General features: G+C 58.4%; 22 protein-coding genes. 8 read left to right on the top strand and 14 right to left on the bottom strand.

The features are described from left to right. Positions 1–418 precede the first annotated feature (418 nt). The 9 genes from FAZ95_RS00920 to FAZ95_RS00960 form a co-directional block, all read right to left on the bottom strand. Positions 419–3,055 (bottom strand): AAA family ATPase, encoded by a 2,637-nt coding sequence (locus FAZ95_RS00920; RefSeq protein ID WP_137330712.1) that lies wholly within the window; start codon positions 3,053–3,055, stop codon positions 419–421. Further along, entirely contained in the window at positions 3,052–4,167 is a 1,116-nt protein-coding gene (locus tag FAZ95_RS00925) for a metallophosphoesterase family protein (protein WP_137330713.1), read from the bottom strand. Before FAZ95_RS00925 ends, FAZ95_RS00920 begins: the two co-directional genes overlap by 4 nt. Before the next feature lie 36 nt (positions 4,168–4,203). After that, a complete protein-coding gene (locus FAZ95_RS00930) occupies positions 4,204–5,502 on the bottom strand; it encodes a hypothetical protein (RefSeq protein WP_137330714.1) in 1,299 nt (432 codons plus the stop codon). A gap of 379 nt (positions 5,503–5,881) precedes the next feature. Next, the gene (locus FAZ95_RS39705; protein ID WP_137330715.1) at positions 5,882–6,088 is read right to left on the bottom strand and encodes a hypothetical protein; all 207 of its coding nucleotides are present in this window, start codon (positions 6,086–6,088) and stop codon (positions 5,882–5,884) included. Between the two features lie 123 nt (positions 6,089–6,211). Continuing rightward, positions 6,212–6,619, bottom strand: coding sequence for a hypothetical protein (locus FAZ95_RS39135; protein ID WP_175425486.1), 408 nt, complete (start codon positions 6,617–6,619; stop codon positions 6,212–6,214). A gap of 38 nt (positions 6,620–6,657) precedes the next feature. Further along, positions 6,658–7,047 carry a hypothetical protein gene (locus tag FAZ95_RS00945; protein ID WP_137330716.1) on the bottom strand — a complete coding sequence of 130 codons (390 nt, stop codon included), beginning with the start codon at positions 7,045–7,047 and terminating at the stop codon, positions 6,658–6,660. A 58-nt stretch (positions 7,048–7,105) separates the two neighbouring features. Continuing rightward, the gene (locus FAZ95_RS00950; protein WP_137330717.1) at positions 7,106–7,291 is read right to left on the bottom strand and encodes a hypothetical protein; all 186 of its coding nucleotides are present in this window, start codon (positions 7,289–7,291) and stop codon (positions 7,106–7,108) included. Between the two features lie 97 nt (positions 7,292–7,388). Beyond that, on the bottom strand, positions 7,389–7,808 hold the full coding sequence (locus FAZ95_RS00955; protein ID WP_137330718.1) for a hypothetical protein: 420 nt from the start codon (positions 7,806–7,808) through the stop codon (positions 7,389–7,391). Positions 7,809–8,150: 342 nt separating this feature from the next. After that, complete coding sequence (locus FAZ95_RS00960; protein WP_137334375.1) at positions 8,151–8,432, bottom strand: hypothetical protein; 282 nt, start codon at positions 8,430–8,432, stop codon at positions 8,151–8,153. A 109-nt stretch (positions 8,433–8,541) separates the two neighbouring features. Between FAZ95_RS00960 and FAZ95_RS00965 the strand changes: the two genes are divergently transcribed. The 8 genes from FAZ95_RS00965 (at position 8,542) to FAZ95_RS01000 (ending at position 23,256) form a co-directional block, all read left to right on the top strand. Beyond that, entirely contained in the window at positions 8,542–10,638 is a 2,097-nt protein-coding gene (locus FAZ95_RS00965) for an AAA family ATPase (protein WP_254699773.1), read from the top strand. Positions 10,639–10,683: 45 nt separating this feature from the next. Continuing rightward, complete coding sequence (locus tag FAZ95_RS00970) at positions 10,684–12,183, top strand: DUF2779 domain-containing protein (RefSeq protein ID WP_137330719.1); 1,500 nt, start codon at positions 10,684–10,686, stop codon at positions 12,181–12,183. Between the two features lie 48 nt (positions 12,184–12,231). Beyond that, positions 12,232–13,230, top strand: coding sequence for a helix-turn-helix transcriptional regulator (locus FAZ95_RS00975; RefSeq protein ID WP_254699774.1), 999 nt, complete (start codon positions 12,232–12,234; stop codon positions 13,228–13,230). Between the two features lie 710 nt (positions 13,231–13,940). Further along, positions 13,941–15,644, top strand: coding sequence for a DUF262 domain-containing protein (locus tag FAZ95_RS00980; protein ID WP_137330721.1), 1,704 nt, complete (start codon positions 13,941–13,943; stop codon positions 15,642–15,644). A 22-nt stretch (positions 15,645–15,666) separates the two neighbouring features. Beyond that, positions 15,667–17,976, top strand: coding sequence for a DUF262 domain-containing protein (locus tag FAZ95_RS00985; RefSeq protein WP_137330722.1), 2,310 nt, complete (start codon positions 15,667–15,669; stop codon positions 17,974–17,976). Positions 17,977–18,318: 342 nt separating this feature from the next. Continuing rightward, complete coding sequence (locus FAZ95_RS00990; RefSeq protein ID WP_137330723.1) at positions 18,319–20,430, top strand: hypothetical protein; 2,112 nt, start codon at positions 18,319–18,321, stop codon at positions 20,428–20,430. Next, positions 20,408–22,363 (top strand): P-loop NTPase family protein, encoded by a 1,956-nt coding sequence (locus FAZ95_RS00995; protein WP_137330724.1) that lies wholly within the window; start codon positions 20,408–20,410, stop codon positions 22,361–22,363. Before FAZ95_RS00990 ends, FAZ95_RS00995 begins: the two co-directional genes overlap by 23 nt. Further along, a complete protein-coding gene (locus FAZ95_RS01000) occupies positions 22,360–23,256 on the top strand; it encodes a hypothetical protein (RefSeq protein ID WP_137330725.1) in 897 nt (298 codons plus the stop codon). Before FAZ95_RS00995 ends, FAZ95_RS01000 begins: the two co-directional genes overlap by 4 nt. 85 nt (positions 23,257–23,341) lie before the next feature. On the opposite strand, the gene FAZ95_RS01005 is transcribed toward FAZ95_RS01000, so the two are convergent. The 5 genes from FAZ95_RS01005 to FAZ95_RS01025 form a co-directional block, all read right to left on the bottom strand. Beyond that, a complete protein-coding gene (locus FAZ95_RS01005; RefSeq protein ID WP_137330726.1) occupies positions 23,342–23,983 on the bottom strand; it encodes a hypothetical protein in 642 nt (213 codons plus the stop codon). Continuing rightward, positions 23,977–24,381, bottom strand: a complete 405-nt coding sequence (locus FAZ95_RS01010) for a hypothetical protein (protein ID WP_137330727.1) — start codon at positions 24,379–24,381, stop codon at positions 23,977–23,979. Before FAZ95_RS01010 ends, FAZ95_RS01005 begins: the two co-directional genes overlap by 7 nt. Beyond that, a complete protein-coding gene (locus FAZ95_RS01015) occupies positions 24,378–24,725 on the bottom strand; it encodes a hypothetical protein (RefSeq protein ID WP_137330728.1) in 348 nt (115 codons plus the stop codon). The genes FAZ95_RS01010 and FAZ95_RS01015 overlap by 4 nt, the downstream gene beginning before the upstream one ends. Before the next feature lies 1 nt (position 24,726). Further along, positions 24,727–25,647: an ATP-binding protein gene (locus FAZ95_RS01020; protein WP_137330729.1), complete on the bottom strand. Its 921-nt coding sequence runs from the start codon at positions 25,645–25,647 to the stop codon at positions 24,727–24,729. A 254-nt stretch (positions 25,648–25,901) separates the two neighbouring features. Further along, positions 25,902–26,087 (bottom strand): hypothetical protein, encoded by a 186-nt coding sequence (locus FAZ95_RS01025; RefSeq protein WP_137330730.1) that lies wholly within the window; start codon positions 26,085–26,087, stop codon positions 25,902–25,904. Between the last annotated feature and the right edge of the window lie 529 nt (positions 26,088–26,616).

The raw sequence follows: 26,616 nt of genomic DNA on the forward strand, positions 1-26,616 counted from the left end.
CTCTGGTTGCACTTGGGCAGTACCAGATCGTCGTCATGCCGTCGCGCACAGCACTCGCAAGATGCCAACGTCGGACTGCGACACCCCCTGGCAACGCCTCGATATGCTGAAGTATTGCGACGTCAGGTAGCAACCACATACTCCGCAGTGCCGATCGTCGAATGACGTTGACGTAACGCACCTCTCGCTCCCCTTTCTTTCGCCTCCGGAATGCTCTGTCCAGGCTAGGACCCGGGCTCAACCTCGACGCTTCCAGTCGGGTGGTAGCAGGTGCCGCGAACATTTTCCTTGTTGATTTGCGTCCTTCGCGTTGGGGTGGTGCTCAGCAGCGCGAACGCTGCCTGATGTGCGCCCTCCGCGCCCCGCCGATGATTGTACTCAGCGACGCGCGAAACCTCGGTCGGGTCAACGTCAACCGTCACGCAGCCGCCCGCGAAGCAGCTTTCAGGTCTTCCAGATGGCGTTGCTTCACGCCCAAATCATTCCAGGCGGACGGATGGCAGGTGAACACCAGAATCTGGTGACGCGATGCTGCGTCCAACAGCGCGCGCTTGATGGCGTCGCGTCGCGCGTCATCCGTATGCACCACCGCATCGTCGAAAAGCAGCAACGTCGGCTTGCCGGCAGACTGGAGAAGATCGGCATAAGCGAGCCGCGCCAGGAACCCCAACTGCTCCTGCGTGCCGTAGCTGAGCGAATCGAGCGTTTCGAACTGCGAGCCGCGAAGTAGCCCGACGGGCGTGAGGCCATCGTCGACCGTCATCTCGCCCGTCGGAAAGATGCGCTTGAGATAGTGCTCGATGCGACCTGTCAACGGCTTCCGTAAAGCAGCAACGGCCGCGTCGCGCTCTTCGACGAGGACCGATTCCAGCAGGTTCAGCGCATCCGCGCGCCTCCGCAGCTCGCCACGCCGGCTTTCCGCCTGGTCGATGGTCGCCACGGTCTGCGCCAACCGGTCGCCAAGTCCGGTCCCGCCGAGCGTTTCAAGCTGTACACGCAGTGAACTGATTTTCTGCTGCCGCGCGAGCTGCTCCGCTCGCATGAGCGTCGCGGACTGCGTGTACCGCTCCGCTTCCGTGCGCGGGTCGTCCAGCTTTGCAATGTCGAGCTGCTGCGTGGACATCTCCAGGTTGCGCTTGTACTCGCTGATATGTGATGCCTTGTCGACGAGGTCGGTCTGGCACCGCTGACGCCGCGCGACAAACTCCGGGTCCTTCAAGCGTGCTTCGCTCCCTTCAAGCCGCTCACGGATGCCGCTTGCGCCAGCAGCCGTCTGCGTCTTTGCTTCTGATGCGCTCATGAGCGTCGTGCGCGCGGCCTCGAGCTGAATGCGCGCGGTATCGAAGCTGGCCTTTGCGTCGGCGACCGGCAACGCGCTTGACACGTCAGGCAGCCCTTGGAGACGCTCCTGCGTCGCGGCAAGGCGGCCTCGCGCCTGCTCGAGCTCAGTTCGCAAGGCATCGAGTCCCTTTGGTGCATGCGCATCGAGAATCTTCGCGTGACTTGTCTTCTCCGCGGTGAGCGATTTCCAACGCGTGTGTCGCTCGACTGCATCCACAAGACTCGAAACCCCGAGCTCGAGAAGCAATTTTCCACGCTCGGTCTCGAGGTCTTGCAGCGCGGCAATGAGTTCGGACACATCCGAGACGCCAGGAATGATGACCAGCTCGCCGAGGCCTGGAAGACCAATCGTCTTCTGTCCGTCGAGCAGGACAACACCTTCCCCTTCGACGGGGGCGCCGTCGACCGTGATGGTTCCAGTCAGCCGGTACTCGATGCGTGTGAGGGCGGCATCCCTTCGCGCCTGGAGAGGAACCATCTGGTCGCAGACCGCCTGCAACGTCTTCATCTTCTCCGCATCGATTTCCGTCAGCGCCGCCTGCCGCGTCAGTTCGCGGACCACCTCGCTGGCCTCGGTTGCCTTCCCAAGCGCCTCTTCGATGCGGCTGATGTCGCTGCGCTGGGCCTCGAGCTGGCGCTTCAGTTCGTTCGCCAGCACCGCAGCATTCGCTGTCTCCAACAGCGCATTGGCTTCGTCATTGGCCTTCTGGGCGGTGGCGACGCAATCGGCTGCGCGCTGATACGCTTCGCCGGCCTGCCCGGCGGCAGCCAGTGCTGCTTCGAGGGCTTCGCTGTCATTTTTCGCCGACGTCTCGAGCTCGACTGCCAACTGTTCCTGCTGCAACAGGGCTTTGTGCTCCATGACAGCGATTTCAAGCTTTTGGGCAAGCTCCTTATGCTTGCGCTCCATCTGGTCGAAAGACTCCGCGCGCTTTAGCGCGGCCGCGGCTTTCTCCTGCAGTGCTTCCCAGGGACGCGACCTCTGCACTTCGCCGAACTCGGCCTGCAAAGTGCCCAGGCGGTTGATGTCCTCATCGAAGTTGCGCAATTGCTGCTCCAGCGTATCGCGCTCGTTTTGCAACCGACTCAGGTCGGCTTCCACCGCCGCCAGGGAGCCAGTCGGCTTTTTCGCTTTCTCCGTGAGCAGCTTGAAGAGCTCCCCTTGCACCTTATTAATAAGGGCGTCGTCGCCGCGGGATGTCTCGCCACCGGCAAGTTTCGAGAGCGCCTCGCGGATGTAGCCCGACGCGTGGCCGCCGGGGTCCCGCACGTCATTTGTCTGACCCTGACGGACCCAGAGCAGGCCCGGAATACCCGCATGTTCCGGGCGGCTGGCGCCACGCTCGGCGCGCGAGAAGCCGACGAGCTTCGCCAGCTCTTCTTCTGCCTCATCTTCTGTGAAGACTTGCGTACCGATACGAAGCTCACACCGCTGCTTTCGAACAAATTGCTTCTTGAGAGTATGCTTGACCCCGCGTATGTCGAAGCTGACTTCAACCGTCGGCTGACCGTCCGGGCGCGACTTCGGGACGAGTCCGCCAAGACCCGACACCTTGTAGCGCTCGAGAAACGCGATGCGTATCGCTTCGGCGATGGTGCTCTTGCCAGCTTCGTTTGGACCGCAGATGAGATTTAACCCGGGCGTAAGCTCATCGATAACAAGCCGGTCTGCAAGTTTGCGGAAATCCTGGATACCTATGCTTTCGAGAATCACGCTGCCCCCGTATCGCGTTGGAATCGTGCCAGCATCAGCAGCGCTTCGGATGCGACTGCGGCCTGCGTCGCGTCGCCCTGCAGGGCACGCAGCCGCTCGACCACTCTGGCCAGATAGCCGCTTTGCGCGCCGAGCGCTGCAAGGTCATCTTCCGTCGGCAGAACCTTGATGCCGTTAGTCGATGAACGCAGGGCACGCACACGGGCGCGCGTCTCCTCGATAAGGACGTTCACCGCTTCCGCATCGGCGAGTGCGAGGGCACCTGTGACTTCGATGCGAAGAATGTCTTTTTCACCCAAAGCCTCCAGCTGTGTCCGCAACTGCGCCACGTCGCTCGACACGTTGAGGGGCGGCTTCAGGAGATGCCACTGGTATTTGCCGACGCGCGTGCGCTGGACGATAGGCTCGACGCCCGGGGCAGGCAGCTCGACCTCGAGCACGTAGCCCGGCTCGTTGCTGCGAAAGCGGTCCTGTTCGTGTGTGCCGGAGTAGCAGATGCGCTCGTTCACCCGGTACTCGCCGTGCCAATCGCCAAGCGCGAGGTAGTCGAGCCGCGCCGTCTGCGCGCGAGTCGGCGCAATCGGGTTCTTGGAGTCGACTTCTTCCTGCAGGATGCCCGTCACGCTGCCGTGCGCGAGGCCGATTCGCAGGTAGCCTTCCGGAGTCTCAACGTTGTCGAAGAAGGCGGTCGTGTCTTCGTAGGTATTGCGCTGCGTGAGCGGTGCGCACAACAGCGCAGCCTTAAGCTCGTGGAGCAATGTGGCGCCAGGCTCGAGCAGAAGGTGCGCATTGGAAGGTACACATCCGACCCGCTGCGCGCGAGTCCAGACGCTTTCGGCAAGCGCCGCGTCGTGGTTGCCCGGAAGCAGATACCAGGGCCCTGCGTAGCCAGAGAGCGCTGCGAAGAGCTTGCGGATGAGCGTCTCGGACACCGTCTGCTGGTCAAATACATCGCCGGCGACGACCACGGCATCCACGCCACGCCCCGTCGCAAGGCTGGCGATATTGCGAACCGTCTCGAAGCGCGCTTCGGTCAGATGCGCGGCCTCCTCCGGTGTGAACTGGCCGAACTGAGTACCTATCTGCCAGTCTGCTGTGTGCAGAACTTTCATCTTCTATGTCCTCTCGTTGGCTTATCGGCCATCTTCTTACTTGAGGCACGCCACTGTTACGCATTCCTCGTTTATGAAGCTGGTCTGGCATAAGACGATGTCGCGTGGGTTCCGAGAGAGCTCGGCATTCAGAATGTTGACCCAACGTTCCTCGACCGCGTGGTGGCCCTCACCATGGGCTGTGGCCACGACGGCGGTTAGCCCTCGAACCTTCAATAGACCGAGCGCGCAGCCAGCGGTGACGCCGGGCTGAGCCACATCCCCGTTACCGGCAGGTAGTACGGAAACTTTCAACGTGCCCGCCACTAGCGTCCCGGGCAGTAACTTGTCGTCCGAGTAACGCAATTTGCGCTCGTCGATGGAAAACGTCCCGATTGCCATTTCGCTGGATAGGTTGACATCGCCGCGTACCACGCACGGCACTGTCCGCCAGAATGAAGTGACGTTCGTATCGACACACTCGAAGTCGCCCTTCACCTCCTCGAGGTCGAGCGGAAAGCGACCGCCTTCGAAACACTCCCCGATTACCTGCACGCGCTCGTCCACAGTCCAGCGCCCCGCGTTGGTCTGAAAAAATTTCGTAATACCCCATCGCCGAAACCAGTCCCGTTCTTTGCGCACGGCAAGGATACTGTTCAGGACAGGTCTGCTGTGAGACGCTATCTCGTGAACAGGACAGCCCCCTGCAAAATCTTCAGGCAAAGCGTTCGCCCATTCGGCCTGGTCAAAACGTAGTCCGTGGACCACCGACGCATAGCCATCGAGAAGTGCGGTCGACAGATATGCGCCGATGCGCCGTATGTCCCAGTGCCAGCCACGGTCATCGTCCGTCCAGCTCCTGAGAATGCTTTCGACCTCATCGGTCAGCCCGTTGGCGTTCGCCCATTCACGCGCACGGTGGACGACGTAGACCCGTTCAAAGTCGACGTGGCCCAACTGCCGTTTCTCGTGCTGGAAACCTTCGTAACGCCAACGGCCGAGCAGCCCCTCGCACGACATGGCATAGATGTCAAACCGGAAGTGCGCGTCTCCGCAGACGCGAAGAAACTCATTCGCAAGTTCATTTGCTCGCGCCGGGTCGTCGGTACGTGCGCAGAACACATCAGCGATGACATCACAACCGCCAGACAGGATAAAGATGCCCCACTTGCCCGCGTCGTCGCGGTTCCGGATGGAACTGTAGAAGTAATATTCCGGTCGACCGATGGTCGGAGCGTTGCTCAGGGAGCCCGGTTCAGGCCCGGGAGTTCGCTGCCCCTCCGGCGGAACAGATTCGCAAACGTCGCGCACACGGCGCTGCACTGCCTTCCAGAACGCCTCAACTCTGCCACCCACGAACGCCCCCGGATTTTGGTACTCGATGTCGTTTTCGACGATTCTAGCGGACTGCTATTGCGTCTTGAAAGAAACGCAACGCAGCCGCATGCGTTCCGGGGTTGCGCGCTCCCCGGTGAAAAAGTAACGTACCGACACAAGACGCGAATCTCGTTTTGGCAAAACTCTCCAGCCAGTCGGCAACGCTACCGACGCCCGGTCAGGGGAACACTTCGACCGCGATGCTGAGCAAAGAACTAATAGAGCATCGACGCCGGAGGAACCCGCCGCCCTCGCCTCTCCGGAGGTTGCCGTAGCAAACCTCGAGGTCGCCATTGTCTCGGAACGTCATCAAGAATTTTGTTTTCCCGCCCAGGCACTTGAGTTCCTCGCAACACGACTATTTGACCGTACGCCAAACCAGCCCGGCAAGCTGGTTTCCCGTACCGACAATCCGGAAGTGACTGTCCCGGGTCCTGTCTTCTCGCGGGTCGTATTCGCCGACACGGTTAAAATGGGCATCCCGCGCGACCTGTTTGCCGCTCGAATCCGTTTCGATGCTGCCTATGATCTTAAAGTGGTCGTTCCTCAGGTATTCCGTGCTCATTCAAGTCCCCGCAGTTGGTCAGGTATTGTGCTGTTTCTCGTTGGCCCCAATTCGGGACCGTCTTGCGCGCACAAGCCAGTCTACGTCTTGATTGAGACACTCCGTGTCCTGAAAAATGTCACCTCAGAAATTATCGGCCCATCGCTCCCAGAAACCCGGCTCGTCGTGGTGCGCATTCTTCATCGCGTCCTCCAGCGGCACGACGTAGAACTTCACGTCGTCGAAGCGCATGCTGCCGTCTGGATACTCAAGGAATTCCTGAACCCTCCGGTACTGAGCGTCGCGATCATCAAAAGGCACATTGATAAAAACCTCGCCGGCGTACGAGCGCGTGACCGTTTCCGAAGCATAGGGACCACACTCGCGCCACGGTATTGACTCATCGTCCAACCACTGCAGGATGCGTTTTCGGCTGGGCAGGGTCTTGAAGTCCTCGTAATATGGTCGCTCCGCGCGCACGAAAGCGAGATACAGGACGTCGCGCTTGAGCTGTCGGGCTATCGCGTCGATGTGTTCAAGTAGCTGCGGCATGTCTCCTCCCCCTGTTCTGGCACTGTCTGCAACACGCGTCAGTCGCACAGATAACCCACTGCCACGGCGCAGGGAGCACAGAGTGTCCGCATCCGCCCAGCACCCTTGCGCAACGTTCCCGGCGAGCCACAAAACTCGCAAGTGCGCATGCTATGGCATTCCGCACTGGCAACCCAATCCCGCACGGCCTCGGTCACTGCGCCTCGGCAATAGATGCGCAGCGCACCCAATTTCTCTTTGACCTGAATCACAGTCAGGTCGTCGCGGACCCTGCGCGCTTCGGCCTCAAGCTTTCCGGAGAGCTCGGCAATTATGTCGTACCAGCCGTCACCGCACTCGAGCCGCTCTGTGTTCGCGAAGCGCGACTCGAGCAGTCGGTAGATGGTCGGGTGCTCCAGAAGAAGGGCTTTTTCGCGCCACGGGCTCATCGTCGTCGTCCTTCCGTCGTTTCCGTGCACCGTCGGTCGCCGGCAGGAACCGGCACAATTACTCGGCGACCAGCGTCGCGTCGATTTTCGACGTTAACTCATACATGGCTTCGTCACGCTCCTCGAGCACTCGGATGAACTCGCGTGCAGCCACCGGCTCCGACAAGTTCGCATCGTCTGCAGCACCGTGAATCACTTCTACGAGCTCGTGCGCATCTTGAGGACCCGGAAATGTCGCTACCATGAAAGCGACTTCCACTTGATGCAAGCCGAAACCGAGGGTCGGCGATTACGGTTGTCACGCATTAGAACGATTCAATCAAATCGAAGCCAGAGGTTATTTAACCCGCCCAATACATTTCGCGTTGCTGTATCTGGATCACCTCAATTTGAAGCCCGCCAATCTGCAGCATCCTGTCCCAGTCCCCTCTGAGATGGTGGTCGAAAAGGTCGTGGAACAGCCAGCAGAAATGCATATCGGAAAGCGGGTGCGGCTCGCTCTCCCAAACTTCATTCCAGTTCCGACGGTCGAGCTTGTTCCCTTCAACCAGTAACAGGCCCGCATTGAGCGTGGCAATGATGTTGTCTTCATCCGGATTAAATTCGGGATGCGTTTCGTTGAGGATGCAGCAAACCTTTGCGTCCACTTCGACGTCCTCGAACGTCTGTTCGTCAAGCCTGCACCGTTTCAGTCCCCCGGACTTGTAATAGTCGAATAAGCATCGAGCTGCGCGACGATGAATCCATTGCTCGGTCTCCATGAGCCTGTCATTCAGAAATCGAAGTTGTGCGAGTTCCCGCACAGTCATATCGGTCAATTTTCGTCCATGTCTTGGCGGAGTTGGCATTGGTCATCCCGCAGGGTGGTCTGTATCGTCGTGGCTGCTGACCGCACAGCCGGTTGATATGCCGGCTTTCACGTGACACATCCTAGAGGTCGATATCATGGCCTGCCCGTAGGACATTTCATGTCTCGACTGCAATTGTGCGGCGCCGACTTTTCCGTGGAGGGCTGCCCTTGCATCGAAACTTCGTTCACGACGTTCCACGCGTATGCCCCCTCCGGAGTTCCGCGTGTCAAGGTGTTGGTGCTTGAAGGGAGGCTATGAGAGTATCGGTCGTTGTTGCGACGTAAGTGAACGATTCGAGGCGGATTGGCGCGCTCGAGGATAGAGAACTGATGAGCCTGGGAGTCCCCCAAGATGCCGATAATCCAGGCGACCGAAAGGCGAAATCGATCTTGTGGCAGCTTTCGATGAGAAGGTGGGCTCGACTGAGATCAGCGTGCACGGCATGCGGTGCACGGTCCCTAGCGTGAGGCCAGCGGCCCTCGCGAGTCGCGTCATCCTGTCGCCTTCCGGATGGCTCCCACCCAATGTGCGCATCACGGCGGACGCCCGCTGCAGCGTTAGCTAGAAGGCGAGGCCTGCACCGGCTGCGACACATCTTGCCGCAGGCATCCGTAGGATTCTCCTATTGAACAGGGAGATCCCCATGCCTTTGCGTCGCAGCCGTTCCCGCAATTCCGATCCTGCGTCGGACGTTCCGCCGTCGGTCCAGCGGTGGCTGCTCCGGATGCTCGTCCCGCTTGGCGGGCACCGCGCGTTCGTCAACCGCGCTGGCTTTCAGGACGACTCGCTGGCCGAGGTGCTCGGCCTTCAGGAGTGGCTCGCCCCCGAGGTGGACGACTTTAATCCCAAGACCGTCCGGATCCAGCTACGCAAGCTCCACAAGGAATGGGAGAACCAATGCTCGGGGGCCGGGCTTTCGGCCTGTCTCGACGCCAACGTCGCGCGCCTTGCGAAGCTCGTCGGGCTGTCCGCCACGGATTGCCGGATTCTCGAATTCGTCGCAATGCTCAAGAGCGAACGTCTCCTCGACGACACCGCTGACTGGCTCGGGCACCTGACGTCCGCCAAGGTTATTCATGTGTTGGCGGTGCTGCTTGATCTACCGGAGTTGGAGATCCGCGACGCGTTGAGCACGCACGGCGCGTTGGTGCAATCGGGCCTGGTCTCGCTCGACCGTGGTCACCCCGGGACGTTGAGCGGTAAGCTGGAATTGCTGTCCGACCAGTTCGCCGACCACATCGTCTCGTCGGAGGTCGACCCCGTCGTCCTTTTGCGGGACATGGTTGCGCCGGCGGCCCCCTCGCAATTGAAGCTGTCGGACTACAAGCACGTCAGGGCATCGTTGTCGGTGCTCCGCCCGTACCTGCGGCGAGCGCTCTCATCCGGCCGAACCGGCGTCAACGTCCTATTCCACGGCGCGCCAGGCACTGGCAAAAGCCAGCTTGCGAAGGCATTGGCAGCGGCTCTCGGCTGTGAGTTGTTCGAGGTCGCCAGCGAGGACGGCGACGGCGATCCGATCAACGGCGAGAGGCGGCTCCGCGCGTTCCGAGCTGCCCAGAGCTTCTTCGGACAGCGGCGCGCGATGATCGTCTTTGACGAGGTCGAGGACGTGTTTAACGACGGCGACAATATCTTTGGACGCAAGAGCACGGCGCAGACGCGCAAAGCGTGGATCAACCGGATGCTCGAGACCAACCGCGTGCCCACGCTGTGGATCTCCAACTCGGTCGGCTGTCTCGACGCAGCGTTCGTCCGGCGCTTCGACATGGTCGTCGAACTGCCGGTGCCTCCGAAAAGCCAGCGCACGAAGATCATCGAAGGCGCCTGCGGGGGCCTCCTCGACGCCCGCGCCGTGGACCGCGTCGCCGAGTCCGAAATGCTGGCGCCGGCTGTCGTCACGCGCGCGGCGTCGGTGGTGCGAGCCATCCGTCGAGACCTGGGCGCCGAGCGGGCAGCCGCTGCCATCGAGCTCTTGATCAGCAATACGCTGGAGGCGCAAGGGCACCGGGCCATCCGCAAGTCGGATCCTAACCGTCTGCCGGAGACCTATGACCCGGCGTTCGTTCATGCCGACGCCGATCTGACGGAAGTTGCCGCGGGCCTTGACCGGAACAAGGCAGGCCGGTTGTGCCTGTACGGACCCCCGGGAACCGGAAAGACCGCCTATGGCAGGTGGCTTGCCGAGAAACTGGGCGCCCCGCTCCACTTGAGGCGGGCTTCCGACCTAATGTCCAAATGGGTTGGAGAAAACGAGAAGAATATTGCCCGCGCCTTCCGGCAGGCCGAACAGGAGGGGGCGGTGCTCCTCATCGATGAAGTCGACAGCTTCCTCCAGGATCGCCGCGACGCTCAACGAAGCTGGGAGGTCAGCCTAGTGAATGAGATGCTGACGCAAATGGAGTCTTTCGCAGGCGTCTTTGTGGCCTCGACCAATCTCGTTGACGGCCTCGATCAAGCCACATTGCGGCGCTTCGATCTGAAGGTCAAGTTCGGATACATGAAGCCCCGACAGGTGTGGAATCTATTTCGCCGCCATTGCCGCGAGCTCGCGCTCGGCGCCCCTTCGCCGGATCTGCAGGCGCGGCTCGATCGGCTGCAGAAGGTCACGCCGGGTGACTTTGCGGCGGTGGCTCGCCAGCATCGCTTCCGGGCGCTGACGAGCCCTGTCGGACTGATTGCCGCTCTCGAGGCCGAGTGCGCAATGAAAGAAGGTCCGAAAGGCACGCTCGGCTTTCTTTGACGCTGGCTCGTGGAATAATCTTCTTGCCTGAGAACAAGACAACACATGCGCACATTGTCCAAGTCCAAATTGATCGCCTTCCGGCAATGCCCGAACCGGCTGTGGCTGGAGCTTCACCGTTCCGAATTGTGTGAAGACTCCGATGCAACTCAAGTCAGCTTTCAGGTGGGACACGAGGTGGGCGAGATTGCCCGGCGGCTCTACGACTCGAAGCAAAACGGCGTGCTGATCGACGCGCAGCAAGAGGGATTCGACTCGGCATTCGCTTGCAGCCGGGCGTTGCTTGGAACCGCGCAGCCGATCTTCGAAGCCGGATATTCCGCGGGCGGCGCGCTCGCCTTTGCTGACGTAATGCTGCCGGAGGGCACGCCGGGAATGCGGAGTTGGCGCATGATCGAGGTCAAGTCGACGACGCGCGTCAAGGACTACCAGCGCGACGACGTGGCGATCCAGGCCTTTGTTGCCAGGAGCGCTGGAGTGCCGCTTTCGTCGGTTGCGGTCGCGCATATAGACAGCGGCTGGACGTATCCTGGTGCGCAAGACTACGAGGGGCTGCTGACTGAGCACGACTTGACTGACGACGCGTTTGCACGGACAGACGAGGTGCAAGGCTGGATTGCCAATGCACATGCAGTCGCGAGGCAGGCTCGCGAGCCGGACAGACAAACGGGCCAGCACTGCTTGGATCCCTACGAGTGCGGCTTCCTCGGCTATTGCCAGAGTGGGGAGCCTCAGCCGGAGTACCCCGTGCAGTGGCTCCCACGCGTCGGGACGAAGCCGCTCAAGTCCCTTATCGAAGATGGCTTCGCCGACATGCGCGAAGTGCCCGACGATCTCCTCAACGAACGGCAGCTCCGCGTCAAATCGCACGCCTTGTCGGGAAGAACGTTCTTCGATGCTGCCGGCGCGATAGCCGACCTCGCCGGCCACAAGCTGCCCGCGTACTTTCTCGACTTCGAGACGATCCAGTTTGCCGTGCCGATCTGGAAAGGAACGCGCCCCTATCAGCAGATTCCCTTTCAGTTCAGCGCACACCGCCTTTCACGAACCGGCAAGCTCGAGCATCAGGCATTTCTCGACGTTTCGGGCGACGACCCTTCGCGCGCGTTTGCGCAAGCGTTGATCGCAGGTTGTGGGGAGTGCGGTCCTGTGTTCGTGTACAACGCCGGTTTCGAAACTACGCGCATCCGTGAGCTGGCCGACCGCTTTCCGCGTCTTGCGACCTCACTGCTGGCAATCCGAGACCGAATCGTCGACTTGCTCCCGATCGCGCAAGACCGCTATTACCATCCCTCGCAACAGGGCAGCTGGAGCATCAAGAGGGTCCTGCCGGCGGTCGCCCCCGACTTGCGATACGACGCACTCGATGAAGTCCAGGACGGCGGCATGGCCATGCGCGCTTATCAGGAGGCGATCCACCCGGGCACCGCCCGCGCGCGCAAGGAGCAGATCGAGCAGCAGCTGCTTGACTATTGCGGACTGGATACCTTTGCGATGGTGCGCCTCTGGCAGTTCCTCGCGGGATGCCACGACCTCGAACTATGATCCTATATGTCCAAGCGTCCTGACACGCCGGAGACCGTCCGGCTCGCCGTGGAGCTGCTGCGCCGCATTCCACGCAATCGTAAGGTTTCGGCAACCGAACTCCATGACCAGTTGACGAATGCCGGATTGGCTAGAGATCTCCGGACCATCCAGCGTCAGCTCGAAATGCTCAGCGAGCATTTCGACATCGAGCGCGACGACCGTAGCAAACCCTACGGTTACCGCTGGAAAGAGCGGGCATGCGGGCTGTCGATGCCTGGAATCAGCGAACAGGAGTCACTGTTGCTGACGCTGGCCGAGCAGCACCTGCATAATTTGTTGCCGGCCAGTCTGATGAAGTCGATGGCGGGATTCTTCGAGCAGGCGCGCATGAATCTCGGACCGCACGCGAATGCCAAGAGAGAACGAACGTGGCTGTCCAAAGTGCGCGTGGTGAGCACGACGCAGCCGCTCTTGCCGCCTCGGATCAAGCCCGGCGTGTTTGAGGCCGTGAGCAATGCTCTGTATGCGGATCGCTGGCTCAAGGTCGAATATGTGAATGCGGCCGGCAAGCGCTCAGCTGCCGACCTTATGCCCTTGGGGCTCGCGCAGCAGGGGTCGAGGCTGTATCTCGTGGGGCGCTACGAGGGCTACGGCGACGAACGCATTCTCGCGCTGAACCGCATCGTCTCGGCACAGGCTTCGACACGGACGTTCGAGCGGCCGGCGGACTTCGATCTCCAGCAATACGATGCGGACGGGCGCTTCGGGTTCGGGGAAGGTAAGCAGATCCGTCTCAGCTTCCGTATCCACAAGGAGGCGGGGTTGCACTTGCTGGAATCACCTCTGTCGCTGGACCAGCAAGTGAAGGAAGTCGGGAATCAGCTCGAGATTCGTGCGACCGTTGTCGATACGGCGCAGCTCGAATGGTGGCTGCGCGGGTTCGGCGACCAGGTGAGCAAGGTGCGGCGCGTGGCGGTGCGGGCTTCCCGAGCGCAGCGGCCGACGGACGACGTGCGAGCCGCCGACCCGCCTGCTGCTCTGGCAGGAAGGAAGGCCGACCACTGATGTCGCTAGCCGCTCACTCTTCGGGGCTCAGGAAGTCGTGCCGGGCGACGAAAACAGGAAAAGCGTGAATCGCTGGGCGATTCGGAATGCGGTGGTGCAGGGAATGCATTTCCATACCATAGGCGGGGAATCAAAATGGAACAGCCATCGATGAACTCAATTTACCAAGACGCTTTGAACATGTTGTATGACCGCCGTGCCTGGGTGCCGCGGGCACGCCTGGCTGCGTCGGCCCCCTAAGCGTGTCGTGCGCTGACCTTTACGAGATCCGTCACACTAACACGCGGCATGACTGCTCGACCCTGCCGGAAGCCACGGAAAAGGGGACTTCTTCCTGCGCGGACATCGAATGCCGGCCTTCCGGGCGAATAGGCCTTGACTAGCCGCGCATATGCCGCACGCAATACACCGACAGGAATGTCAGCTAGTGAGTGCGACCACCCTAAAGGTTTCGGCGGCTCGACCGATATCGCGTAGTGGGGCGTCAGCGCAGGGACCGTGCCCTGTGTCACGAGCGACTATCGTCTCGACTAACTTAGCGTCCGTGCACGCGACCCCGTGATTTGCTGGAAACGTCGTCCCCAGGCAATGTGCACGATTGCCCGCGAGGCGACGGATATGATCAGATAAGCGATTTCCCCAGAGAGAAATCAATGCCAATACCCAATTCTTCCTCCACAGCGGCGCCGGCCGGACCAGCATACGCGTTGATGCACAAAACGATAGGCGCAATACGCGGTCGGTTTTTTGTCCCCGGCTATCAGCGTGGTTACCGATGGGACAAATGCGACGTCACGCGCCTGCTTGATGATATCTGGGGCAGTAACGGCAGTGAGTATAGCCTGCAGCCGATCGTTGTGAAGTTGCACAAGCACTCGGAGGAACTCGCCAGTCAGGAATGGGAGTTGATAGATGGTCAGCAAAGGCTGACGACGCTTTATCTGATTCTGCAATATATGAGGCGGGATGCCTCGCAGGGCATAGGGGCGCCCTATTCCCTGCGCTACGAAACGAGGCAAGGCAGTGAGACCTACGTCGATACGCTCGATGAGGCGAAGCATGGTACCAATATCGATTTCTTTCACCTTTACCATGCGTACCAGGCTATTGATGAGTGGTTCAAACAGCATGGAGATGAATATGTACGCAATAGTGTAGCGAGCACACTTCACAACCACTTGTTCAAATCCGTGCGGGTGATTTGGTATGAGGCGCCTGCCAGTGTTGAAGCCATTCCCCTCTTTACGCGCCTCAATGTAGGCCGTATTCCGCTAACGGATGCCGAGCTGATCAAGGCAGCTCTTCTTTCGAAGGTGCGTAGTCAGTCACCGGATCGTGCCCTGGAAATCGCGGCACAGTGGGATGCCATAGAACGAGATCTACACCACCACGATATCTGGGCGTTCGTGGCCGGAGCGGGGGCCGGTGTGGGAGATGACAAATATCCGACACGTATCAGTCTGCTGCTAGACACCCTTGCGGACGAGCAGGGCGGCCCACCGGGCGTGCGCCCTCGCTACCACACGTTTGACGTCTTGCAGCGCCGTATTGAGCAGGACTTTTCAGAATTCTGGAAAGACGTTGTGGCGCTGCACGCACAGATACTTGGATGGTTTGACGTTCCCAAGATTTACAACAAGATTGGCTTTATTATCGCGAGTGGTCGCCCCTTCGGTGAACTCGCCTTTGAAGTCAAACACAAGAGAAAGAGTGAATTTGAGCAGGGCCTTATTGCGCGGATCAAGAAGAATCTCGGTGTGAACGACGACGACCTGGAAGATCTGAGCTATGAGGAAAGGAAGCGGGGCTATCCAAAATTGATGGATCTGCTTCTGCTCATGAACGTTGAGACATGCAGCCGTTTCGGAGTTCGATTTCCATTCTCGGAACACTTGGGGAATAAGTGGACGCTCGAGCATATTCACGCGCAAAATGCCGATGCACTAAACAAAGCGGAGCAGTGGAGGACTTGGCTCATCACTCACAGGAATGCGATCGACGCTGTGATTTCGGAGCACGAAGCTAAAAAGCAACTAAAAGACGAAATCCAGGCGGCCGTTGACGAACTTGTGGCGGAAAAGGCCGGCGGGTTCTCCGGCGAGAAATTCAATTTACTGAGCACGCGCATCTTGGAGCTGCTGAACCAAGATCAGCTACCTGACCACTCGATACGGAACCTCGCTTTGCTCTCTAGTAGTGACAATAGCCGATTGAACAGCTCTGTATTTGAAGTGAAGCGACAGATGATATTGGAACTTGATCGCGCGGGGAAATACGTGCCGTGCTGCACCCGAAACGTCTTCTTGAAGTACTACGCGGCAGCGGATGCCAGCCAGCCGCACTTTTGGGGCAAGCAGGACAAGGACGACTACCTCGAGGCAATTCGCGACGTACTCAAGCCCTACCTGAACTAACTCGTGCTGACACATCCTTTCTATGAACGCCCCCGTATCCATGACTCTAACGTCCCCTTCGCTTGCCAGCTTTGCTGATTTGTTCGGACGTGAAATATCGAATCTGGTTATTCAAGAGATTGAGATCCCGCTTATTCAGCGCGATTATGCCCAAGGTCGCAACACCGAATCGGTCAAGCGTATCCGAGATAATTTCATCCGCACCCTTTGCAGCGCAGTCATGCCCCGAGGTGGCACCGTCGACCTTGATTTTGTCTTTGGCGACGTAGAGAGTTCAGGTAAATTTTGCCCGCTCGACGGACAGCAGCGGCTAACGACGTTGTTCCTGCTGCATTGCTACCTCGCCTGGCGAACCGGCACCATCGGCAAGAATGAACCGTGGTCCAGGTTTACCTACGCGACTCGGCCCAGTGCGCGCGATTTCTGCTATTTTCTGGTCAGCTGTTTCCCGGACTTTTCTGCTTGTTTGTCTGAGTGGATTCGAGATCAGTCAGACTATCTGCCGACCTGGGAACACGATCCGTCAGTCCAGTCGATGCTGACCGTGCTAGACACCATACATCGTTCGTTTGAAGGGGCCGAACTATCTGATTTCCAGGCCGCGTGGAAGCGCCTTATCGACAAAGAGAACCCGGCGATTCGCTTTCATGTGCTCCCAATGGCGGCCAACGGTCTGACCGATAGTCTGTACATCAAGATGAATTCGCGCGGCAGGCCGCTCACTGCGTTCGAGAATTTCAAGGCGCACTTTGAGGCGCTTCTCAAACGAGCAGGACACAATGGAGTCGAATACTTTAGCAAGAATGTTGACACCGTCTGGTCCGACATCCTCTGGCCGTATCGAGGCGTGGACAATCTCATCGACAATGAATTCATGCGCTATTTCCGCTTCATAACGGAGATCAATGCATGGAGGGTGAACCTCGAATTCAAGGCCGGATTGCACGACGACTATCTTGCTGAACAAGTGTATGGTGTGGACGCGCCCGAAGCGGCTGATAGTGTCGACTTTCTCTTCAAGGCATTCGACGCCTGGAAGCAAGTGCACATCAAGCAGGAGTTCGCGAACGTCTTGACCAGTCAGAGGAGCGCTCAAAGCGGCGCGCTGCTGATCTTCAATTCCTTTGAAGAAGAGGATGTTGACCTCTTTCACGCGTGTTGCCGGCACTATGGAACGCGTAAATGGACCTTGGCACATACGCTTCTTCTTTACGGAATCCTTATTCACCGCATTCACCGAACCGAAGAGTTCCCAAAGAGGATACGGATACTTCGTAACCTGGTGGAAGCGTCAGAGGATGAGATCCGCGCTGGCGAGCGGAACAATATGCCGAAATTGCTGGATGAGACAAGCGCGGTTATAGTCCATGGTGACTTGGAGCAAGTCGCCACATTCAACCAGGTGCAAGTCGAGCACGAGCAATTGAAGGCTCAGATGCTGCAAGCTGTGAGGGGATTGGAGGCTGACTTGCACGCCGTGGAAGACCACGATTTAATGCGCGGCGGCCTGACCGTATTTGATCTCGCCCCCCAACACTTCGGGCAGCGGGCCAAGGCATTTCTCGCTATTTTCGATAAATCGGCCCATCCGCAGCAGTGGAAAACCTTGACCGCCGCCCTACTGACAAAAGGCGACTATTCGCGCAGAGAGGTTCGCTGGACAGGCCATCGCCTAGCGGATATCGGCGCCCCCAAAAACGACGAACCTTGGCGAGAGCTATTTCGCCGCCGGAAATTTGAAAGAGTCCATCCGGCATCCAATTCATTGATGGAGCTACTGGATGCAGTTTCCGTAGGCAAAATGGCACTCGGCGACCTGACGCAAATCTATTTGAACGCTGATACGACGCTGAAGGACTGGCGCTACTACTTCGTTAAGTACGATGTGATGCGCGACGGCGCGTCGGGCAGGTACACGATCAGCCCGAACGGAGGTTATCAGGTATGCATGCTCGACAAGGAACGACTGAGCAGTTATTACCGCGACCCGTATCTGCTCGCCATCGTCCATCAGAGCGGCATCGCGGGAAATAGAATTGCCAATCCGGGTTGGCCGTACAGCTTTTCGGGTTTAGAAACGGGCCCGAGAGTGCTGACTCTGGCGAGAAGCGGGATTCAAATCCAGTGTGTGCAGGAAGGTTGGAGAATTAGCTGCGAGCCGAGCAATTCAAATCAAACAGTAATACTGGACCAGATCTGCACCTCTCTCAACATCGCCACCGACGGGCCGAATCGCTTGTACTCGATCCCACAGACAGGCGGCGTGGATGACGTGGACCGTGTGCATGTCGGGGCCACCCTCTTGTACGAGATGGTGGCTGCTGGCCTGTAGCTTCCATGTGGTCGTCTGGAGCAGCATCCAAATCCCGGGAGACAGTCTCCAACAACCAATGGCGGGTATGGCCGCGCAGTATCCGGGATTCGAGAGCGTGATCGCCGAAATCAACGGCACCACACCGGATTTCGCGCCACCGGACGTTGGGCCGGAGGATCGAGCCGATCAGGATCTTTCGGGGGCACCCGCTGGCTTCTCGCTCCCGAATGTACGCACGTAATCCGAGTAGCCGCTGAGAACGAATGTGAAACGACGGTCGCACGGGGGATTTCAATAGACCGTCTGTTGCTCCGTAAAGGTCGAATCAGGCAAATCAAGCATATGACATTCAATAGCAGATTGATCGAACAGGTGGAACACGCGCTGACGCGAGTCTTGCGAGCCGGCGACGGCGCGATAAAGCGCAAGGATGTATCCGATGCGATAGTCGACGTGATCCGCAAGCTCCGGATCGCGCGTGAGCTCAATGAACGCTATTACATCGCGGTGGCGGGCACTCAAGGTGCCGGCAAGACGCGGTTGATCCGCGAACTGTACGGCCTCGACCGGACGTGGCTCGATGACAACGAAGGACGCGGTGAACGCCTGCCAGTTTTCGTCGTGGAGGAAGAGGGGATCGACGAACCATATGGCGTCGTCCAGTCCGTCAACAGTCAAGGCGACATCGTAGAGCGTCGGCTCAGCGGCGAGGACTTCCGCAACCGGATCGTCAGTTGGCGCGACGAGAAGGATGACAGCGACCTGCTGCCGATGCTGCTGGTGCCACGCAGATATTTCAATGGCAGCAAGGTGGGCTTCGTGCTGCTACCTGGCTACGAGGTCGAGAACGAGAGCAACTCCGTCTGGCAACGACTGATGCGCCGAACGCTGACGCTAGCTCTGGGGACGATCATCGTGACGGACGTGGGGAGGCTTGCGGAGAGCACTCAGCTCGACATTCTCCGAGACCTGTCCACGACCTGTCTCGAGGCGCGCAAGCCCGTGATCGTCGCCAGCAAGACCGAGAACGTCGATGCGAGCGAACGTGTCAGGATTGGCGATCGGGTCGCGGAAGTCTTCGGCGTTCCAGACGGCGAGCGAGACCGTATCGTGCCTTCCGGCGTCGGCAACGCGGACTACGTCGCCGGCTGGTCGCAAGCGCTGATCGACGGGCTGAATCGGTACGCGCTACATGCGGCCGAGTCCGACGAGCTGCGCGTCACGGATATGCTCGACTTGCTTGACGGCGAACTGCCGAGAGTGCAGGCCGCGCTTGAGCATGCGCTGGTCGACGAAGGTGTGGTGAGCAGCGTCGCCGAGCTGCAACGCGCGAGCATCGTCGAGAAATTCACGGCGGCGGTCGCGAAATACCGGCGCAGCTACGAGCGGGAACTGCGCAGGCAGATCCGCGACTACGCCAACCGCGCGCGAGACGCAGCCAAAAGACGCTACGCCGACGAGGAAACCGGGTTCAGGAACAAGGCGCGCCACGTCAAGGAGTTTCTGCAGCTTCGCTCGGGAGAAAGAGAACAGGCGCACATCGACCGGATAATCGACTGCTGGCGCGCGCCGGGCGGCCAGGAAGGCCCGACGAACCCGATGGAGACCGACTTTCAGGTTCTGTCGAGAATGGCGAAGACGCATCTGCAACTCGAATCTCAAGCCGGTGCGTTGTCTGAGAAAAGCGCGAATCTGCCCGCGCTGCTCGGCTATGAAGGCGGGGTGCCCGACGCGTTGGAGGATGCGCCGTGGGCCGCCCCGTACGTGCTCAGGGGATTGAAACACGTGTTGTCCGCCTCGTCCAAGGACGATGCCGACGTCAGCACCCACGAAGATCGAGAAGCGCTTCAGCGCGTAGTGCAGCTGATTCCTGCGATTACGATGGAGTTCATTCGCATCAATCAGGCCTTGCTGATGTCGGGACCGGGCATGAACGTGAGCTTGGTCCAGGCGGAAAAGCTGGGCGACCAGGCCGTGAAGCTGAGTGGCGCAATCGCGCTCAACAACTCGCTCAGGAACGTACTGCGAACGGTGGCATGCATCCTCGCCGTCGATGTGGCGATCGATGGCAGCCTGGATACGATCCCGAGCCTGATGAACGCCATCTTCGGCGCGGCTACCGCGGCCACCGGGATCGGGGCAACGCTCTCGCTCATTGCGTCCGGTGTCGTCGCCGGCGGCTTTCTTGCTTACGCGGCCATCAAGGAGGTTCACCAATACGACGCGGCAAGGCGCGGCTATATCGACACGGTAATGGATCATCTGGCCGCGGCACACGTCGACAGGCACCTCGAGATCTATGACGAACTGATGGAGTTGATCGAGGAGCGGATGCAGCGGGCGCTCGGCGCCGCCTATCGCCTCGACGTCTCGCTCGGCTTCCGGGACCAGTTGTTACGCGGTATCGCCGCGCTCGAACGCGCGCGGTTGAAATTGATGAGTGACGTTCGTGATCGACAAGTTCTGGCTTGACCTGCACGAGACGCGTCACCAGTGGGCGTACGATGCCTATTCGCAATTCGTCGAAGGCATCGACGCCGACTTGAAGGCCGACTACAACCGCTCGGACCAGGTGACAGTCGTAGTGTACGGATCTACCCAGGTCGGCAAGACCACGCTCATGCTCGATATGCTGGGCGTAGACCGGGCCCATGCTGCGGAAGTGAGCGGTGTGTTGCGTGGCGGCCGGACCGTCGGCAAGTCATCCACGGCGACAGCGATGCGCTACCGAAAGTCCGAAAGCGACGGATGGCGGATCGGCAAAACTGGCAAGGATCTGGCGGGCGGCGAAGCGGAAGCGTGCTTCGCCGCGCTTCGCGCAAAAGTGGAGTCGGGGTCTGACGAAGTACCGGATGTCGTCGATGTCTATATTCCTCGTTGCTTCTTCTCACCCGCGGCCATTACCTTAGCGGCGGAAATCCGTCTCCTGGACTTGCCCGGACTGAACGCTGCCAACCCGAACGAAGCGAATCACGTGCGACGCGTAGCGAGGACGTACGTACCCATCGCGGACCTGATCGTGCTGGTCGGTCGCGCCGACAATCTGGGCTTTGCCCATCCCGCTGCGCTGCAATTGCCGGAGTTGCAGGACTGGGCAAGCCACCCGAAGCGCTTTCGCGTCGTCTGCACGTATTCATTCTCCTCGGCGAGTTTTCGCGAATGGTTCGCGGAGCAGTCTCGCTCCGCCGACGATGTGAGAGCGCGGCTGATGAAGCAGCTGAGGTTGCACGACTATCCGCTTCCGAAAGCGCTCGGACGTTATGTCTATCCGCTCGAATTCGGCACGTCGTGGGTCGATCTGCAGCAGTCGAATGCCGAGTACTTCGCGAGCGCGAAAAGTGTCGTCGACGAGGTGTGGGCCGATTTCATGGACAGCGTGGGTCGTGCCTCCAATCCCTACTCTCGCGTGAAAATGGCATTTGAGATTCAGCAGATTGCTGACCGGAAAGTCAGCCAATTCCGGAAGGAGAACACTTCTCGCAGGGAGGTGCTGGCGAGCCGGATTGCGAGTCAATTGAGCGCGCTCGAAGTCTGCAAAAAGGAGATCGGTGGCCTTGATCGACGAATCGAGGAGCTCGACGAAAGGCTGGAAACATTGACCAATCTTATGAGTGGCGCATGGCTCGATTCGGCACTGGAGTCGGCTTTTCCGCAGTCCGAGATTGCGCCTGCGGTACCAGAAAGCACGCGGCCGTCGGTCTTGGTGGCCGTGGCGCAGGAAAAGCGCCGCAAGCTACGCGCTTTATGGGGGGCACTATCCGAGCGTGAGCTCATGATGGACACGCCACCGCTGCGTGAACCAGCCCTTTCCTCCGATCGGACGGTGGACGGCGACGTTGAGCGGGATAGCGGGTCGCCAGCCTTCATCCTCGATCTGGGGGCGCCCCCGACGATGCGGGCGATCGACGAGCACATCGATAGTCTCGAGGACCACTGGTTCGACTGGTATTCCCCTGTATTTTCGCGTTTCGAGAACGACTTCCAGGCGTTGGTAAAGACGGTGATGGACGTCCGCAGGACATTCATCGCCACGGCCCGCCGGAAGGTCACCGCTCAATTGACCACCGAGCAGGATCGCCTGCAAAAGGAGCGGGCACGATTCAAGAGCGCGCGTATTGCCTTCGCGTCGCGCCAGGAGCGGTTGTGCACAACGCTCGATGCGGATCGCGCCGCAATCGAAAAAGCGGCCCAAGCCCTCGAGGATTTTGAGGTGCGAATGCAACACAGCATCGAACACGGAAAGCGCTTTCACGACCACATGACGAGCGCGCACGCCACCGCGTTGTCGGATGCTGAGCGTCGTTTTCACAAGGAATCGGACCCGGTCAAGCGCTTTTATCGGTTGTTGTTCAGGAAGCTGATTGAGCCGGAGCTTCAAAGAATGATGGATGGGGAAAACGAATGACTACATCGGACATGACCAGTGCCGCCGAGGCTGACTTGGCGGAGTTGTTGGCCAACATGGTCAATCGGCCTGTTATCGATAAGCTGGACGCCGCAGTGAAGAAACTCGGTCACGATTTCAGGGCGGCGGCGGAAGGCGTCGGCACGGATGTTGGACGCAAGTTTCAATCTGTCCGCGATCTACAGGAAACGGTCGGCGACCGACTAGACGAGATATCCAATGCCGAGGCGCGCGCGGCGACCGCGATTCAGCGGATCCTCGAGGCATTGACGGCGAAGTTGTTGCCGAGCTTGACCTCGCTGATAGATGGTCAACAAGCGCTGAACGAAGCGCAGCGCGAATCGGCGCAGCAACATCGGGCATTGCAAGCGGCTGTTGACGAAGGCCGGGCTCGCAGCGAACGCCGCTTGGAGCATGTGGATGTGCGGCTCGAACGGCTAGTAGAATCCTGCGTTGCCTTTGACGAAAAGGCCCGCATTCGGTTCGGCGAGTTCACCGCAGACGAGAGGAAGCATCGGGCCGTGGCGGACACCCGCATATCGGCAATCGAAGCATCGATCGTCGAAAATGTTCGTATCATCAAGGGGATCATCGACGAGCGAGCGAGAGCGAGCGAACGTCACGTCGAACAGCTTGTCAGGCAGATCGAGCAGGTCAGCACGCGGTGCGACGAATTCCACGGGCGCGTGGAAACCCAGCTAGGCGCGATCGAGCGGAATTCCGCCGGATATCGTATCGCGGCGGAGCGGCAGCTTGGGGAAATTGAGGCGTCGATTGCGCGGATCGGCTCGCGTCAGGACAAGTTGATGCGAATCCTGTATGGCGCCCTTGGCATGTCCGCGATGGGCGTGATGGTGCTCTTGATCGAAGGATTGCGCTTGGGCGTGCACTAGTTGCGTGCTCTCGCTGAATTGCTTATCACCCAATGGACCTCACGCACTGAGGCCCATTGAGAAGACCTTTGCTCGAGGCTTTGTATCACTGATCGTCAAGATCAAACGACACGTTATCAAAGACGGACTGAGATTTGCTTAGTCTTATCAGTTCAACCCGCCCGCCGGACTTCTGATCGATCGGGTTTTCGGTCGAAACATGCCACTCCGGGTATATTTTCGATGAATTGCTGGAAATCCAGGCGAGGCTGAAATTCATTAATTCTCTCTTGCGCCATACCCTGTTTGCATAATTATCGAAGAGAGATCTTTCAAAAACATAGGGATCCTGGGAGCCTTGTTTCTTTGCGTAGTCGAAGAAGTCGTCAATGAAGACATGCTCGATTAGTCTAAGCCGATCGGTCGACAAACTTGACTGCAAAAAACTACTCACAATTTTCTCTTTGCTCTCCGTGGATTGCTTCGAGAAAATCGAAGAGAATCCGCTGGCGTCGAGGGACCGAGCTTTCTGATCGATTTCCTTTAAAACCTTGCGCTCATTGTACCAGCCAAAAGCCATTAGGACCAAAATGAGTATGCCGGCAGACCAAAAGAATTTCGCTCTGTAGTCATACGCCAGCCACGCTAAAAACCCGAGAAGTAACACGATACGGATATGTCTTATCACCTTCTGGAGTAGTCCCACCACGATGAGGCCGGCAATGACAACAAGAATCAAATCTAGCATGGCGTGGGCCTTTCGTAATCAAAAGTGATTTTCTTTTTCTCTTTTATGGCCTGCTGATACTCTTGAGTAAATGCCCACGCAATATTGATAGCCTTTCCACGAACGGCTTTTTTGACCCATTTGGCAGCCTTGTCTTTGAAGTAAAACTCGGCGTCCAGATAGAACTGGTCACTCTCGGCAAGCACGAGATGGACTTCGCCTGCCGCATAGGAAACGTCATCTCCCTTCTCAATAGCGAGAATGTAGTGATCCAGTTCCTTGGCCTTTTTATTGATGTAGTCTTCGAAGCTACCCTGGTCTTTTTGGATAATAAAGTCGCTTGCCTCAGCCGCCGCCTCTACTCCTTCTTGGATGAAATTAAACACAGGGATGCCGCGTAGCTTTGGATTCCTTTTCATGCTAGCTCCAGCTTAAGTTCTTCGGAAATGTCAATTTCTTTTTCGGTTTGCTCAAGCTTTCTCCGGATGTGCTCGGGCAGTTCATCCGCGGTGATGGTTTTGGTTGTGACGGTCTCTTGCCATTGACCGGCTTTGTCTTTTGAGTAAAATTTGTAGGCTACTCTAATTCCCTCTCGCCAGTCACCTGATTGAACATAGGCGGCTACGCCAACAATAGCTGCCGATATGATTTGTTTTACCTTCTCTGCCGCTAGCTGGAGATATTTTTTGATTTGATCCCAAAAGCTAACGGCAACGATGACTGCGCCTGCCAAGAGGCCACCCAGGAGGAGGAAAGGTATCATGCTAAATTCTCAATTGTTGTTCGACGTAGTCTTCAGGTACGTGTCGACTGGCTAAATTTGTGTGGTTTGATGCGTTTTGCCGCTTGCTCTCTTTAATGAGTGAAATCTGCTTATTGATATCATGTGTGGTAACACTGAGCCTGCTTTCTGACGCGGCAGAAAAGGCCGCCATGAGGGTGGAGTTTTCAATGTCGGCAGCACTTAGCCCTGCGGAAATCCCGGCAAGTTCATCGATGTCTATATTGTCGGACATGCACCCTGGGATATATTTTTCGAAGAGCTCTTTTCTGATTGCGTAATCAGGCAGGTTGAACTTTACATGCTTTGAAATTCTTCGCATGAAAGCTGAGTCATAGTTTGAGATGAAATTGGTCGCAAAAATGATATCCCCATCGAACTCGTTGAGAATATTCAGCATGACGGAGCGGGTCTGATTGACGCTTGTATCCGTGGAGCTCTGCATGCTTGTGACTCTCTTGCTTAGAATTGCGTCGGCTTCATCAAAAAAGATGACGCAACTCTCAAGCTTGGCGAAATCAAAAACCCTCTTGAGATTTTTCGGGGTGTCCCCGACATATTTGCTTTCGATTTGAGAGTAATCGATAAGCAGTATTTTCTTGCGGAACTCTTTTGCGATGGCATGAGCCGCAATGGTTTTCCCCGTGCCCGGCTCGCCGTAAAAATTCACGACAAAACGCTTTGAATATTTGTGGGTGGAGGAGAAGCCCATTCTCTCGAACACCAGCGTGTGATCTCTCTTGTGAGAAATGAGCGCGTTGATCTCGCTGCGCGTCTCCGTGTCGAGAATGATATCACCGAGAGAGTATTTCGGCTCGGAAAGCTCGAAGTCTGTCGCTTTGTCGCCAGGCGAATTATGGGCACTAGGCGCGGTGTAACTTTGCACCGGCTTACCAAGGGGCACGGGCATCTCCTTAAAGGCTCGCCTGCGGTCTGCGGGCATATAGAAAATTACCGATGGAAATCGATTTTTGCAAGAGTCACCTAATCCATACTTATCCATCGCAATACGTTGCAGCCTTGGCTAGCGGAGAGATGCTCTTGGGTCGTTCATTAGCAGCGCGGTCGACCCTTGATCATCTTCGTCTGAGAAATGACATGTCAGAAACGGACGTGAACGGCGTTCCGGCGCTAACGCGTCACTGCGGTTTGCGTGATTCAGTGGATCGGTTCGATGCGCCAGTCCAGACCCGGTTTCACGAGCCGCCGGTTTAAGATCCCCTCGGAAAGCAGCTCGTTCGCCTCGTTGGCGCTCGTGTTCGTCTTCTCTTCGAAGATTGCACTCGCACTCGCAGCCAAATATTCGTGTGCGGCTGCAACCATCTCGCCGTAGTTGTCCATCATGTCGTTCTCTGTTCAAACCGAATTCAAGGCCGCTACCCGAACTCGTTTACGTCCGCGCGCCGTGATTCCTGAACCCCAATTTTTGATGCTAGCCACCTTTCGGAGTGGCCGGCCTCCAAGGGCTGACGCTTGAGCAGCGTGCCGCGCGGCGAGGCGTTGTCGTCAAGGATCAGAGCGCATGTGCGCATATTTGTTTTTTTCTGGCTTTTGAGATTGAAGACGTGTGAAGAGCCTGTCGCGCCACCATAGGTGTCGACCTCAAAAGTCCCGCGATCCAGGTGATTCCGATTCCGACCCAACGGGGGGCCGGCTTGCGGGCGGGCACCTCCGGGAAGGCACATGCTGCCCGCAAGGCCCTCCTGGTCTCGTGAGCAGTCGGCCGGATCCCGGATGACCGCGCCGCAGGCGGAAGGAAGCTACTTCGCGCTGGTACTGCTTTTCTGACGACCTCTCTCATCGTAGGTAAAAGTGAACGAACCCCGACGAATGTTGACGGTGCCGGACGTATACCCTTTAAGGCCATACTGCG

Source organism: Trinickia violacea, assembly GCF_005280735.1.
Lineage (GTDB): Bacteria > Pseudomonadota > Gammaproteobacteria > Burkholderiales > Burkholderiaceae > Trinickia_A > Trinickia_A violacea.